General features: G+C 63.2%; 11 protein-coding genes. 5 read left to right on the top strand and 6 right to left on the bottom strand.

Annotated features, from left to right (window positions below; genetic code table 11):
- Positions 1 to 453: 453 nt before the first annotated feature.
- Positions 454 to 3,828, top strand: a complete 3,375-nt coding sequence (locus ACOQOU_RS12195) for an SIS domain-containing protein (protein WP_306026170.1) — start codon at positions 454 to 456, stop codon at positions 3,826 to 3,828.
- Here the strand turns inward: ACOQOU_RS12195 and ACOQOU_RS12190 are convergent.
- Together ACOQOU_RS12190 and ACOQOU_RS12185 are read right to left on the bottom strand one after the other, a co-directional pair.
- Entirely contained in the window at positions 3,816 to 6,092 is a 2,277-nt protein-coding gene (locus tag ACOQOU_RS12190; RefSeq protein WP_420578724.1) for an AGE family epimerase/isomerase, read from the bottom strand. The genes ACOQOU_RS12195 and ACOQOU_RS12190 overlap by 13 nt on opposite strands.
- A 135-nt stretch (positions 6,093 to 6,227) precedes the next feature.
- Positions 6,228 to 6,386 carry a Flp family type IVb pilin gene (locus tag ACOQOU_RS12185; RefSeq protein WP_109766729.1) on the bottom strand — a complete coding sequence of 53 codons (159 nt, stop codon included), beginning with the start codon at positions 6,384 to 6,386 and terminating at the stop codon, positions 6,228 to 6,230.
- 872 nt (positions 6,387 to 7,258) lie between these two features.
- Between ACOQOU_RS12185 and ACOQOU_RS12180 the strand changes: the two genes are divergently transcribed.
- A complete protein-coding gene (locus ACOQOU_RS12180; RefSeq protein WP_306026630.1) occupies positions 7,259 to 8,092 on the top strand; it encodes a hypothetical protein in 834 nt (277 codons plus the stop codon).
- On the opposite strand, the gene ACOQOU_RS12175 is transcribed toward ACOQOU_RS12180, so the two are convergent.
- Positions 8,089 to 8,310 carry a DUF6471 domain-containing protein gene (locus tag ACOQOU_RS12175; protein ID WP_306026629.1) on the bottom strand — a complete coding sequence of 74 codons (222 nt, stop codon included), beginning with the start codon at positions 8,308 to 8,310 and terminating at the stop codon, positions 8,089 to 8,091. The genes ACOQOU_RS12180 and ACOQOU_RS12175 overlap by 4 nt on opposite strands.
- Before the next feature lie 104 nt (positions 8,311 to 8,414).
- Between ACOQOU_RS12175 and ACOQOU_RS12170 the strand changes: the two genes are divergently transcribed.
- Positions 8,415 to 9,380, top strand: a complete 966-nt coding sequence (locus tag ACOQOU_RS12170; protein ID WP_306026628.1) for an IS1595 family transposase — start codon at positions 8,415 to 8,417, stop codon at positions 9,378 to 9,380.
- Here ACOQOU_RS12170 and ACOQOU_RS12165 read toward each other — a convergent pair.
- Positions 9,377 to 9,622, bottom strand: a complete 246-nt coding sequence (locus tag ACOQOU_RS12165) for a hypothetical protein (protein ID WP_306026627.1) — start codon at positions 9,620 to 9,622, stop codon at positions 9,377 to 9,379. The two genes, ACOQOU_RS12170 and ACOQOU_RS12165, sit on opposite strands and share 4 nt — an antisense overlap.
- Between ACOQOU_RS12165 and ACOQOU_RS12160 the strand changes: the two genes are divergently transcribed.
- A complete protein-coding gene (locus tag ACOQOU_RS12160) occupies positions 9,621 to 10,403 on the top strand; it encodes a hypothetical protein (protein WP_306026626.1) in 783 nt (260 codons plus the stop codon). The genes ACOQOU_RS12165 and ACOQOU_RS12160 overlap by 2 nt on opposite strands.
- Here the strand turns inward: ACOQOU_RS12160 and ACOQOU_RS12155 are convergent.
- Complete coding sequence (locus ACOQOU_RS12155; protein WP_306026625.1) at positions 10,400 to 10,834, bottom strand: hypothetical protein; 435 nt, start codon at positions 10,832 to 10,834, stop codon at positions 10,400 to 10,402. The genes ACOQOU_RS12160 and ACOQOU_RS12155 overlap by 4 nt on opposite strands.
- Positions 10,835 to 10,871: 37 nt before the next feature.
- On the opposite strand from ACOQOU_RS12155, the gene ACOQOU_RS12150 reads away from it, so the two are divergent.
- Positions 10,872 to 11,105 carry a hypothetical protein gene (locus ACOQOU_RS12150; RefSeq protein WP_306026624.1) on the top strand — a complete coding sequence of 78 codons (234 nt, stop codon included), beginning with the start codon at positions 10,872 to 10,874 and terminating at the stop codon, positions 11,103 to 11,105.
- A gap of 449 nt (positions 11,106 to 11,554) precedes the next feature.
- Here ACOQOU_RS12150 and lepA read toward each other — a convergent pair whose 3' ends face one another.
- Entirely contained in the window at positions 11,555 to 13,363 is a 1,809-nt protein-coding gene (lepA, locus tag ACOQOU_RS12145) for a translation elongation factor 4 (protein WP_109766848.1), read from the bottom strand.
- Between the last annotated feature and the right edge of the window lie 167 nt (positions 13,364 to 13,530).

The following is a 13,530-nucleotide window of genomic DNA, read 5'->3' as shown; positions in this document are numbered from 1 at the left end:
TGCGCGCGCCGATCGTGTCAAAACCATAAACACGGTACGGCACAAAAAAAGCCATCATGCGGAGGTCACGCATGATGGCTCAAGAACGAAAGTGGCAGCCCGGAGAGGGGGATTAGGCTGCCACTAGTCCGGATCGGCGGGGGACGGGCCTTAGCCGGACAACGGCGTTTTGCCGTTAATGGTAAATTAACAGAGCGTTTGCGGCGAAATATTGGCAGAGGCGGGCCGATTTCACGAAATCACACAAATGTCATGGAGCGTGTACGTTTACGGTGCCGGCAATCGCGCAATGACATAGGTCCGTCGTGGCCGTATAGATGCGCCCGTTACGCGTTGATGCACGATGTGACCAGGTGGCGGCGATTCGCCCTTGCACCTCCTGTGCGCTGCGTTTCAAAGCAATTTCGGCTGCGGCGCATACCACCGCCGGGACCATGCGAGGGGATCAGGACCATGTGCGGCATCGCCGGATACGTGACGGACGAGTTTTCCACAGACCTGCCCGACAGCGGGTTCGTCAGCGGGCTGACCGACAAGATCGCCAGCGCCGGAGCAGGCGACCGCGCGGTCGGGACGCTCGGCGACGTCATCGGCGTGCTCAAGAAGCGCTTCGGCGAGATGATGGCGATCGGCTTCGTGCGCGCGGTGGCGCTGGACGCCGATCTCGAGGCCGCGTTGCGCGGCCTTGCCGCCCGCCTCGGCGAGCACGAGACCGCGCTCACTGCGCTGTCGGAAGCCGGGCGCACCGATCTCGACCCGCTGATAGAGGGCCTGCGGGACTTCGGCTGGCAGCTTGAGGCGGAGCTGGCCGACCATGCGGCGACCGCCCGCGGACTGGTCGGACCCGGCATCGATCTGAACACGACGACCGCACTTCATGTGGCCATCGCCACCGAATATGTGTTGCGGGCCAATGACCGGCTGGAAGTGCGCGGCCGGGATTCGGCCGGGATCGCCATCCAGCTGGACGTGCCCGCCGAGGCGCCTGGCTCGCTGCCCGACAGCGAGGCCAGGGCGCTGACGGTCCGGGCGGCCGACATCCATGCCGGACACGATGCGGTCTATGTGACGCCGCGCGATGCCGGCGGAACCACCGTCACCTTCATCTACAAGACGGCCAATCTGGTGGGCCGGCTCGGCGACAATGGCGCCGCGCTGCGCGATGCGCTGCGCGATGACTCCCTTTACTGGGCGCTCGCATCCCGGGCACGTCGCGTGTCGATCCTGTCGCATACGCGCTGGGCTTCGCACGGCGTCATCTCGGTCGCCAACTGCCATCCGCACAACCCGTCCCTGAACGGCGACGCGCCCGGCGATGCCAAGGCCGCGCTCGGTGCGATGTATGCGCTCAACGGGGATGTGGACAATCACGTCGAACTGATGACCGAACTGGTCACCAACCGGCAGAGCGCGGTCGACGCCGCGATCACCACCGACGCCAAGGTCATCCCGCTGGCCGACCGGCTTGCCGACGCACCGTCGGACGACCGGATGGAGCGGTTCCGCGCCGCGACGCGACGGCTCGACGGCTCGGTGGCCGTCGGCTGCATCGACCCGATGATGCCCGGCGAAGCGCTTCTGGCGCAGAAGGGGTCGGGCCAGGGCCTTTACGCCGCCCGGCTTGCCGACGGGTTCATGTTCGCCTCTGAGAGCTACGGGCTTTGCAACGCGGCCCGCGAGGCAGCCAACCTTGCCCGCTCGGTCGCCGGCGGTTCAGTGATCCACCTCGATGCCAACAGGGGCGACGCGATCATGCGGACCGTCAATGACGGCACGCCGGCCAAGATCAAGTATGACCCGATCCAGATCTATGCGCGCGACATCTATCGCGGCGATTTCGACACATTCCTCGAAAAGGAAATCCATGACGGGCCGGCCAGCGTCGCCAAGACGCTGCGCGGCCGGTTCCGGCGCGAAAAGGGCCTGGTCGCCTTCGACAAGCTGCCCTACGACATCTGGGCGGAATTGCGCGAAGCGCTCAAGGGCGGGTTGTCGCGGATCTATGTGATCGGCCAGGGCACGGCAGGCGTGGCGGCGGTCGGCATCGGCCATCTGGTCGAAAAGGCCATCGCCCGGGACAGCCGCCTGCGCATTCCGGTCGAGGCGGTGCGCTCGTCGGAACTGTCGGCCGATATCGACGCCTATGATTTCAAGCGGGCCCTGGTGATCGCAGTCTCGCAGTCGGGCACGACGACCGACACCAACCGTGCCGTCGACCTTGCCCGCGAGCGCGGCGCGTTCGTGCATGCGATCGTCAACCGGCGCAGTTCCGATCTCGTCCGCAAGGCGCAGTCGGTTCTCTACACATCCGACGGGCGCGACGTGGAAATGTCGGTCGCCTCGACCAAGGCGTTCTATTCGCAGATCACCGCCGGCAAGCTGACCGCGCTGTTTCTCGCCGCCCAGCTCGGCGCGATGACCGATGTGGAACTGGCCTACGAGATGGGCGAACTGGAAAAGCTGCCCGGGCACATCGCGGCGGTCCTTGCGGACGAAGCCCATATCGGCCAATGCGCCCGCGATCTTGCCCCCTATTCCCGCTACTGGGCGGTCACCGGCTCGGGCGTCAATCACGTGGCGGCGCTGGAAATCCGCATCAAGCTGTCAGAGCTTTGCTACAAGTCGATCCCGGTCGATTACACCGAGGACAAAAAGCACATCGACCTGTCGACAGAGCCGCTGACGCTGGTGGTCGCCAACGATCTGCCGGGCGATCTGGTCGGCGACGTCGTCAAGGAAGCGGCGATCTTCAAGGCGCACAATGGCCGTCCGGTCGTCTTCGCCACAAAGGGCGCCGATGCGGATGCCTTTGCCGGTTATGCCGAACGGGTCATCGCGCTGCCCGATGTCGGCGCCGATCTTGCCTTCGTCCTGGCCACGGTGGCCGGCCATCTGTTCGGCTTCCACGCGGCCAAGGCCATCGACGAGGGCGCGCAGAAGCTCAAGCCGATCCTTGCCGGACTGGGGCTGGTGGCGATGGGCGAACAAAGCGCCGATCCGGAAGCGGTCGTGGCGGCCCTTGAAACATTTGTCGACGAGGCGGCCGACGGCGCCTTCAATTCGGGTCTCGGCGCCAGTCACCTGGCGCAGATTGCGCGCCTTGCCCGGCGGATGCGCGAAGGGTCCGATGTCGCAGGGCTGGCGCAGGGCGCACTGCCGCTCGTCCGCGATGCGTTCGAAGAGACCTCGCGCCCCGTCGATACGATCCGCCACCAGGCCAAGACGGTTACGGTCGGCACGAGCCGCCCCGAGGATGCACTGTCATCGGCGATCCGCGATGCGCTCGCCGGGCTCGGGCTTGCCGACAGCCGCATGTCGTTCGACAACCGCAAGACGCTTGCCGTGGTGTCGCGTCTGATCGACAGGATCGAATGGGCGACGCTGCTCGATGTCGAGGAAACGCAAGGCACGACGCTGGTGCGCCTTGCATCGGGCGCCAACGCTCCCGAAGCGCTTTCCGGCTACGGCGAACAGCGAACCGGCATCGGCGTGATCGGCACGGCGCTCGACACCAATGCGACCGCCTGCGGCTTCATCGGGCGGGAAGCGGTGATCGCCGTGCCGGTTACAGGCGCTTCCTTCTCCGGGACAGAGCAGGTGCTCTGCCTGTCGGTTACCATGCTTGCCCACGCATCGCGCGACCGCAAGACGGCGGTGATGAACGCGCTTGGCACCTACCGCACGACGCTGCGCGACTGGGAACAGACGCTTGGCGCCGACGCCGATGCCGCGCTCCAGCGCCGCCTCGCCAGCGAGGACCCGCTGACCGTAACCTTCCGGCCCGGCGCCCTGGTGCCCGGCACGGACGAGGGCCGTCAATCCGCCTGAAGGTGTTCGGCCAGCGCGCAGACGACGTGATAGAGCGTGCTCGCCGGCATGTCGGCGGCGATTGGTTTGCCGTTCGGATCGATCGCATCGACCCAGCCACCGGAGACCGGTTGGGCGAGATAGTGATCGAACAGCACATCGATCATCTGCCGGCGTAGCGCGGTCGCGCCCGATACGCCCCGCTTTTCAAGGGCGATGGCGGCCTTGAGCGCTTCGGTCTGTGGCCAGCAGCGTGCCGTTGCCGACTGACCGGCGCCATCGGGCCGCATGGTGTCGGCCACCGCGCCCGTCGCGGGATGATGGCCGAATGCGCGGGCGGTCGCGAACAGCACGCGTGCCTTGTCCTCAAGCCCCGGCCTTGACCGTCTGTCCGCAAAGCGCAGAAGCAGCCATGCCCATTCATAGTGATGGCCCGGCTCGACGGCGGTGTGCGCCGGATCGTCAGACAGCGGCGTCCAATCGTCGGCGAAAAACTCGCGCACCGTGCCCGCTGCCGCATCGAAAAAGCGGGCGTCGAACAGTTCGACCATCGCTTCGGCGCGATCGAGAAATCCGGTCTCACCCGTCGCGTCATACCAGGCGAGCATGGCTTCGAGCATGTGCATGTGCGGATTGGCGCGCCGCGGCGCGCTGCCGGACGTGTCTTCAACAAAACCGCCATGGCGGCGATCGGCGAGGCGGGCATCCATGAAGTCGAGCGTCCGGTCGGCCCATGCGCGGGCATCGTCAAACCCGCCGGCCTTGTGGAGCCACGCCAGCGCCAGCAGCACGAAGGCCTGATCGTAGGTGTCGCGCCGGCCGTCCTGCACGGTTCCGTCCGGGTTGAAGCGGTGGATCCAGCCGCCATCGGTGGTGTCCCAGGCCGTTGACACGAGCGTTTCGAACAGGGTTTCGAGCAGGCCGCCGGGCGCATTGTTCCAGCCCAGCGCCCCTGCATGGACGAAGCTGTAGATCTGGCGCGGCAGCACGCGCATCCTCTTGGAGGCATATGTGCCCGGCGCGCCATCGAGGCCGAGGCCCTCATGCACACCGCCATGGACGTCATCGATGCCGGGTCCGGCCCAGAACGGCAGACATGCGTCGAACAGCCATCGCCGGATTGCGGCCTCGGAGCGGTCATGGGCGACAGAGCCGACGAACCGCTCCTTGAAAAGAGCCGTCACGTCCTTGACAAGATGCGTGCGGTCCCGGCGGGTCACGAGCACCTTGTTGTCTTCGGCAACCACCACCAGATCGTCGACGCCGGCGACAGCGACGATGGCATCGCGCGCGCGAATGTGGTTGCCGGCGCTGTCGACGGCGATAATGTCCCCGTCGAGCGCATTGCCCTTGTCATCCTTTGGCGCGTGATCGTGGAGCTGGGCCCAGGAACCCAGATCGTCCCAGTCGAAACCGGCCCGCACCACGCCGATATTGTCCGCCTTTTCCATGATGGCGTAGTCGACCGACAGTTTTTCGGCGGCCGAAAAGGACGGCGCATCGAGCCACAGCCTGCAGCCGTCGATCCGCGCGGCGCGCACGGCCTGCGATGCGCAATCCCATATCTGCGGCTGATGCTTTCTGAAGGCCTCCGCCAAGCGGCCGGGCCGGAACAGGAACATGCCGGCATTCCACAGAAAACCGCCCTGATGGATATAGTGCCGCGCGGTGTCCGCGTCAGGCTTTTCGCGAAACCGGCGCACGGCGTGCCCCTCGCCCAGCGGTTCGCCCGTCTCGATGTATCCGTACTGGGTTTCCGGCCGGGTCGGCGCGATGCCGATCAGCATGATCGCATCGGTGGCCGCCGCGGTGCGCGCCGCCCGGGCCACGGCGGTGCGGAAGGCGGCGTGATCCTCGATCAGCGCGTCGGACGGCACGACGAGCAGCAGATCATCGCCCGGGCCCGCTTCGTGCAGCGCGGTGATTGCGGCGATCGCGGCGGCCGTGTCGCGGATCGCCGGCTCCAGCACCAAACGGAAATCGCCCGTGCCGGCCAGTTCGGCTTCAAGCAGCGGCGCCAGCGCGGCGCTGCCGATGACGCAGGGCGCGCCGAACGCGACATCGTCGACGATGCCCTGCGGCATGCGCGCCAGCGTCTGGCGCAACAGGCTGGCATCGCCGGCCAGCGTATGGAACTGTTTGGGCTTGTCGTCGCGCGACATCGGCCACAGGCGCGAGCCGGCGCCGCCGCACAAAATCACCGGGATGACACGTTGGATACTGGTCGACACCGGTCGCCCCTGTTCGATGAGGTGCGCCTGCTGCCTAGAACGGCGGCCCGGCATTGGCAAGGTCGCGCGCGACGGGCGACCGCGCCCGCGGCGCTCAAAGCAAAGCGGCCCGCTCGGTCGAGCGGGCCGTCTTCTTGTTGGGTCGAAATCCCTGTGGCGAGGCTCGCGGCCTCAGCAAGATGGCCGTTATCAGCCAGCGAGCTCCGAGGAGATTTCGTCGAACTTGGCGTTCAGTTCGGTACCCAGGGCCGTTGCGCCGGTGATGATGGCAACAGCGATCAGAGCAGCGATCAGACCGTATTCGATGGCAGTCGCACCCGACTCGTCTTTCAGAAAACGTGCAAACATTGGTGAGCTCCTTACTCGTGTCAAACAGCACTCTGTCGGGTTTCTCTCCGGCCCGATCAGTAACGCCAACCTACACGGGGCCCATTGCCAGCCGCTTAAGCTTTAGGGTTTCGCATTGGTAAACGCCGCCATGGTGAAGAAAGGGTTGATCCGGCGGCTTCTGACCGCCTTGCTTGCCTGCGACGCCCCACCGCCGACGGGCGCAGCCCGCAAGCGCGACTGCGCGTCGCCGACTTTTCGGCGGGCACGCGCAGCCGTCCCGCGCCAGCGGGAGTGGCGTGAGCGCAATGGAAGGACCAACGGGCGATCCGGAAACCGCGCATTGCTATGTTGGGTGCGGTCGCCGGACCGCCCGTTCGACGGGCTTGCGGTGATCGTCATGGGTGGCGCCGGCGCGAGGCTTTCGCCCTGCCGTGGCCGCCCCGCAACGCCGGGAGGGTTCGGCCGGCCCCGCCCATCCCTGATCACCGGCCGGGTCTGGCCGATGGCAGGCACGGATGGACGCCGCACATCATCATTCCGCACGCCTGCGCCCGGATCGGCTCGGCCGATCCGGAAAGCTTGCAGGCGATTCAAAGGGGGGCGTTTGGAACCTTTCCGCAGCATCAAGGATGCTGCGGGGCCAAACGCGGCTTGGGGGCTCATCGCCCAGCGGGGCACCTCTGCACCGCCAACCGCGCCATCGTCCCCTTCCCCGCCGGCACGGTACGCCGCCGGGTTTCCGCGAAGGGGATGGGAGGGAGTGCAAGGGCGGTTTGGGGGAAGGGGGTAAGTCTTTGTTGGCACCCACCCCTGCCGTCATCCCTGCGGTCTTATGTAGCAAGCGCACCAAGCGCTAGCTCGTAAGCCCAAAGAAATGGTGACAACAGAACATGACTAGCTATTCTCAGCGAATGAATGAGGGGCAAGCTTACATCACGATTACGCTTGATTTGCGTGATCCGATTGAGATCAATGACTTCGCGGCAATGTTTGCGGGGGTTGGCGCCCAGTTTGAAGCATACCTGAAGCGCCATCATCCCGACCTAAAGGGAAACGCCCGCCTTTATGTCAGGGAAGTGCGTCATGGGTCGGTCGTTGCCGACCTGTTTCCGAACATCCCCGATCTAATTGGCATCATGGATGGCGCACTAATTGTCATGGGCTTTGGAGCGCTGTTCAGCAAGCGTATCCGCAAACTGATTTCCGGCCAGTTCATCGAAGATGGCAGCAAATCCGATATCAAAGAAATTGGCGAAACCATCCGTGCTGTCTCTAACGACAACGGCGGCAAGATGACGATTGAGAGCGTCACCTATGACAAGAACGAAAAGAACACCAAGCTAGAGATTGTTTTCGATGCGAGTGAAGGGCGGAAGGCCGTCGAAACGCTAAACGAGCAAAAGAAGGCGTTGGACGCAATTGAACATGTGGACTTTTCCCGCGTTCTCATGGTTTTCGAGCGGTCCCGCAAATCAGGCGCGGATGTCGGCAAATCAACGGGAGAACTGGTGGTTATTCCTGAGATATCGGATAAACCGAAAGCGCTCGTTTACGCCTCTGCGGGCGCAGAACAGATCATCAAAACCGAGATCAGGGATGCGCCCGATAACGTCTACAAAAAGGGCTTTGTCGTAGATGCAAATGTCCGGAAGTCTGGAACGCGAGTTGTGGCCTACGCCGTCACGCATGTTCACCAAGTCGTTGACCTGCCCGACGATGACTAAATCCGAACTTCGCGCTCTCCTATCGCCGCCAAACACTGCAACATAAAAGCTGCCGTGAATTTGCCCCGTGACAGCTTGTTCTTGATGTTCGCTTCTTTCTCGTCAACGCCGATCTCAGACAGCTTCTCGACAAGCTGGGCGTAGGTCACTCCCTTCCGTTTCAATTCGGCTTTCAAAAGGTTGGATGCTTTCGCTTCCCAGTCCGTTCGCTCCGGCATGGTCTCACCTATACGCAAAAAGGTATCATTTGTGAGACTTAGGGTATTGCAGGCAGTACGTCAACGTACTATGTACGATACGAAAGGTATCGGAGATAGTACGAATGGCACAGCACTTCCTTCTCTCGGCTCAAGCCCGCACCCTCTCGCTCAAGGCGATCTACAAGGCTGGCGAGCAAGCGGCCTATGAGACGTTCTGCAAGCTGCGCTGGCAGGACACCGGCGGCAAGGCCGTGTGCCCCCGTTGCGGATGCACCGAGACGTATTCGATCAGCACCCGCCGCAAATTCAAGTGCAAGGCGTGCCATCACCAATTCAGCGTCACGTCCGGCACGATCTTCGCCAGCCGCAAGCTGGACTTCACCGACATTCTCGGCGCTATCGCCATCTTCGTGAACGCGGTCAAAGGCGTGTCGGCCCTGCAACTGGCTCGCGATCTGGACGTCCAGTACAAGACCGCATGGGTGATGGCGCACAAGCTGCGCGAGGCCATGGCCAAGGACGTGCACACAGGCGAAATCCTGCAAGGCGAAGTCGAGATGGACGGCGCATACTTTGGCGGCAAAATCCGTCCGGCCAACGCCAAAAAGGACCGCAAGGACCGTCGCCTTGCCAAGCACCAGACCGGCAAGCGCCGCGTCGTCGTCGCCATGCGTGAGCGCCGTGGCCGCACACTGCCCTTTGTCGAACTGTCGGAAGCCCGTGGCGTCGAACTGGCAAAGCAGCACATTGACCGTATGGCCATCGTGTCAGCCGATGAAGCCTCGCACTGGGACATGCTGCATGCGGGCTGGCAGGTCGAGCGCGTCAACCACAGCGAAGCCTACAGCGATCACGGCAAGCACACGAATTGGGTCGAGAGCTTCTTTTCCCGCCTGCGTCGCATGGTCAGCGGCCAGCATCACCATGTGTCGCCGCAGTACCTCTATCAGTACGCCAACCATGCCGCGTGGTGCGAGGACAACCGTCGTAACAGCAACGGTGCGAATGCCGCCGGGCTACTGGAAAACGCGCTGACATCGCCGGTCAGCCGGGCTTGGAAGGGGTATTGGCAGCGGGCAGCCTCTTAGGTCGGAACGGAGCGCGGCCCAATCATTCGGGCGAAAAGGTTGAGCAAATCCACACCGCTCGCCGGCGAAGCGGCTTTGGCAAGTATGTCAAATGCGCCTGTTGTGGTATCTTCCAGCACGACAAAAAGGCCGCTGTCATTCTCCAGTGATTCGAGGCCCTGCCCGAAGAATGTTTCTCGCGATACTTCTGTCAGCCAGAGTGTACGCGAACCATCAATCTGAACCGAAAGGTCAATATCCATGGCGAAGGTCTACAAGCTGCACCCAAAGGTCCGCGAGCGTGTTGCGCCGAAGATATCTGCCGCCGCGCTTGCCGAGTACCTGATCATGAAAGCTGATCAGCAAGATACAGTCCTCCACAATTCGCGCTACTCGACCCCGCCAGTGGTGACGCCGCATTCCGGTGCATTGCGCCCCATCCGGGCTTACAACGCTGACCCGTACCGAAACAAGAATGTGCTCGAAGCGGCAAAGGAAGCGTTAACGCAGCGCTCGCGAGATACTTCTATCACACCGAAGGGCCGGGAGGAATCCCTTCGCTGCATTGAAACCATTGAGCTTTTCGAGCGTGCTGAGAATGCCTTCGGCCTCAAGTCTCTCAAGCTGGAAGAATCACAGCGGTTTTCGCCTCTGGATGTAAACGGTGTTCTGGTGACCGTCCAGCCTGACCTGATTGTGCGCACCGGCGGACAGTCGGGCGCTGTTGGTGTGATCTTCTTCCGGCCACAAAAGGCACCCGACCCAGCGGCGTGCCAGATGGAAGAAACCCGCCGCGCCAGAGGCGAGCATCGTCGTGAGATGGCTAGGTACATGCTCGCCATGGCTGAAATGAGCTGGGAAAAACAGCCAACCGATTTTGATCGAGCAACTTCTTTCGTTGCGGACATTAGGACCGGCGAACGCATCGATTTTTCGACCAGCGATCATGCCGCCCGCGTCCGCGCTGTCCGTGCCGCCTGTGATCACATTGCCCGGCTTTGGGATACAATCGAACCGAGAGCGTCAATTCGCGCAAAAAACTAGACGCTCCACACCACATTCCCCTTGCCGTCCGTAGCCTTGCGCGCGGCATCGGACGCACGCAGGCACTTTCCTACCCGTTTGGTCAGATCGGACACGTATCGCCTGTCTCTGGCGTCCTGACCGCTCTGTGAGACGATCTCCTGCGCGATCTGGCGTGAGGTCATCGGGCCGTCAGCTTGGCGCAGCACGTCCATGCAGGCCCGGAACAGTTCACCCCTGCCAAACACGACATGGCGCTTCTGGCGGGGCATGGCGGCGTCCAGATCGCCGTCATAGCCGAGCACGCCTAGCGTGCGGTCCAGTGCGTCGATATCGTTCTTGATCTCGGCTAGGCGGTCGCGGATGGATTGCGCCTCGTTCCACAGATCGGCGCGCTTGGTCAGCAAGCCCGATATGGTGTGGTCGAAGGTGTCAGTGCGGGCAGGTCTCATTGTGCTAGCCTGTCGTTGGACTAGCAGGGAGGAAGATATGCCGCTCGGAATAGACTATTTCAGCTTTGACGAAATGTTTGTCTCCAACGACGAGCGTATGGCTTGGGTCAAGATGCGCTTTTCCCGCGACGATACTCTCAATGACGGGACGGACGTTTCTCACAACATCGACATCAGGGTGCGCGTCAATCTTCATGAAGGCGCAACCATTCAAGAATTGCGGGAAGCCGGCCTTTCGGCAGCGGTAGCCGAGCTACGCCACGCTCTTTAAGTGTGCGACGGTAAGTCCGCACAAGAGCTAGTTCGCGAGGCGATGGCCGATACGGAGCGCCGGCAGAAAGAGGCTGACGCCCAATGGAAACAAAATCTGACGGATTCCCTGAATGACGGGTCATGATGCACCTCTAGGTGAATTGTAGGGGAATCAGCGCTCTGGCCGTAGTCTGGTGTTGGTGCGCTTGCTACATAAGGCCGCATCCCTGTGCTTGTCACAGGGATCCATTCCGGCTGGTTCGCCGGTTTGCCCAGAAACAAACGCGTGACTGACCGTCACGATCAAGCCGGCCGCGCGCGCGCCTCGCGCCTCATCGTCAACGCCGACTCTCTTGGCGATAGAATGCGGTGTGTTCCGAGCGCTTGATCGTCAAGGCCGCAGGAATGGATCCCGGGGTCAAGCCCAGGGATGACGCAGGCAGGGGCGGCAAGACGGTTTGGGCAGCCCTACCCATCCACCTTCAGCACCTGGATGAACGCTTCCTGGGGGATTTCGACGCGGCCGAACTGGCGCATCTTCTTCTTCCCCTCCTTCTGCTTTTCCAGCAGCTTGCGCTTGCGCGTCACGTCGCCGCCATAGCATTTGGCGGTCACGTCCTTGCGCATCGCCGAGATGGTCTCGCGTGCGATCACCTTGCCGCCGATCGCCGCCTGGATGGGGATCTTGAACATGTGGCGCGGGATCAGGTCCTTGAGCTTTTCGCACATGACGCGGCCGCGCTTTTCGGCCGCCGAGCGGTGCACCAGCATGGACAGCGCGTCGACCGGCTCCTCGTTGACGAGGATCGACATGCGCACCAGATCGCCCTCGCGATAGCCGTCGATCTGGTAGTCGAACGAAGCATAACCCTTGGAGATCGATTTGAGCCGGTCGTAGAAATCGAACACGACTTCGTTCAACGGCAGCTCATAGGTGACCATGGCGCGGCTGCCGACATAGGCAAGGTCGGTCTGGATGCCGCGCCGCTCCTGACAGAGCTGCAATATGGCGCCCAGATAATCGTCCGGCGTCATGATGGTCGCCTTGATCCACGGCTCCTCGATGGTCGCGATCTTGACCACGTCGGGCATGTCGGCGGGGTTGTGCAGTTCGGTGACCGTGCCGTCGGTCAGCGTCATGCGGTAGACGACCGACGGCGCGGTGGCGATCAGGTCGAGATCGAATTCGCGCGCCAGCCGCTCCTGGATGATCTCGAGATGCAGAAGGCCCAAAAAGCCGCAGCGGAAGCCGAAGCCGAGCGCGGCACTGGTCTCCATCTCGTAGGAAAAGCTCGCATCGTTGAGGCGCAGCTTGCCGATGGCGGCGCGCAGATCCTCGAAGTCGGCGGCATCGACCGGAAACAGGCCGCAGAAGACGACCGGCTGGGCCGGCTTGAACCCGGGCAGCGCCACGGCGGTGGGGCGCTTGTCCTCGGTGATCGTGTCGCCGACGCGGGTGTCGGCGACTTCCTTGATCGACGCCGTGAAGACGCCGATCTCGCCGGGGCCGAGTTCGGGCACGGTGACGAGCTTGGGCGTCAGCACGCCGACGCGATCGACCTGATACCTGGCGTCCGTGCCGATCATGCGGATCGTCTGGCCGCGTTTCATCCGGCCGTCGATGATGCGCACCAGGACGACGACGCCGAGATAGGCGTCGTACCATGAGTCGACCAGAAGCGCCTTGAGCGGCTCGGCCCCCTCTCCTTCGGGCGGCGCCGGCAGGCGGGTGACGATCGCTTCAAGCACCTGGTCGATGCCTTGGCCGGTCTTGGCGGAGATCTCGACGGCGTCGGACGCATCGAGCCCGATCACCTCCTCGACCTGCGCCTTGACGCGGTCGATGTCGGCGGCGGGCAGGTCGACCTTGTTGAGAACGGTGACGATCTCATGGTCGTTGTCGATCGCCTGATAGACGTTGGCGAGCGTCTGCGCCTCGACGCCCTGTGAGGCGTCGACCACCAGAAGCGAGCCCTCGCAGGCGGCGAGCGACCGCGAGACCTCGTAGGCGAAATCCACATGGCCGGGCGTGTCGATCAGGTTGAGCACATAGTGCTCGCCGTCCGCCGCGTCATATTCGAGCCGGACGGTGTTGGCCTTGATGGTGATGCCGCGCTCGCGCTCGATGTCCATCGCATCGAGCACCTGATCCTTCATCTCGCGCTCTTCCAGCGAGCCGGTCATCTGGATCAGCCGGTCGGCGAGCGTCGATTTGCCATGGTCGATATGGGCGACGATGGAGAAATTGCGGATGTGGGAACGCGGGGTCTTGGTCATGGCGCTGATATAGGGGCGAACGCCTTGCCGGGAAAGCGGAATCGCGATGCGGGGACGGCGGCGGGGCCGCATGGCCAGGGGCAGCGCACCGCCGGTACGGATCATCGGATCCGTCTCGCCAATTCTTGGCGACTGCCAATAATGGACCCGATCTGCTATGATGTTCC

It is taken from the genome of Oceaniradius stylonematis (genome assembly GCF_965223445.1).
Lineage (GTDB): Bacteria > Pseudomonadota > Alphaproteobacteria > Rhizobiales > Rhizobiaceae > Roseitalea > Roseitalea stylonematis.
The sequence above is the reverse complement of the archived record's forward strand: the minus strand, read 5'-3'. Positions and strand labels throughout refer to the sequence as shown.

Excerpts from the sequence above, each read along its gene's own strand:
- ACOQOU_RS12185 (WP_109766729.1), bottom strand. The coding sequence starts at position 6,386 with ATGTTTGCACGTTTTCTGAAAGACGAGTCGGGTGCGACTGCCATCGAA.
- ACOQOU_RS12170 (WP_306026628.1), top strand. The coding sequence starts at position 8,415 with ATGGCACAGCACTTCCTTCTCTCGGCTCAAGCCCGCACCCTCTCGCTC.
- ACOQOU_RS12165 (WP_306026627.1), bottom strand. The coding sequence starts at position 9,622 with ATGGATATTGACCTTTCGGTTCAGATTGATGGTTCGCGTACACTCTGG.
- ACOQOU_RS12150 (WP_306026624.1), top strand. The coding sequence starts at position 10,872 with ATGCCGCTCGGAATAGACTATTTCAGCTTTGACGAAATGTTTGTCTCC.
- ACOQOU_RS12195 (WP_306026170.1), top strand. The coding sequence starts at position 454 with ATGTGCGGCATCGCCGGATACGTGACGGACGAGTTTTCCACAGACCTG.
- ACOQOU_RS12155 (WP_306026625.1), bottom strand. The coding sequence starts at position 10,834 with ATGAGACCTGCCCGCACTGACACCTTCGACCACACCATATCGGGCTTG.
- ACOQOU_RS12160 (WP_306026626.1), top strand. The coding sequence starts at position 9,621 with ATGGCGAAGGTCTACAAGCTGCACCCAAAGGTCCGCGAGCGTGTTGCG.
- ACOQOU_RS12190 (WP_420578724.1), bottom strand. The coding sequence starts at position 6,092 with ATGCCGGGCCGCCGTTCTAGGCAGCAGGCGCACCTCATCGAACAGGGG.
- ACOQOU_RS12180 (WP_306026630.1), top strand. The coding sequence starts at position 7,259 with ATGACTAGCTATTCTCAGCGAATGAATGAGGGGCAAGCTTACATCACG.
- ACOQOU_RS12175 (WP_306026629.1), bottom strand. The coding sequence starts at position 8,310 with ATGCCGGAGCGAACGGACTGGGAAGCGAAAGCATCCAACCTTTTGAAA.
- lepA (WP_109766848.1), bottom strand. The coding sequence starts at position 13,363 with ATGACCAAGACCCCGCGTTCCCACATCCGCAATTTCTCCATCGTCGCC.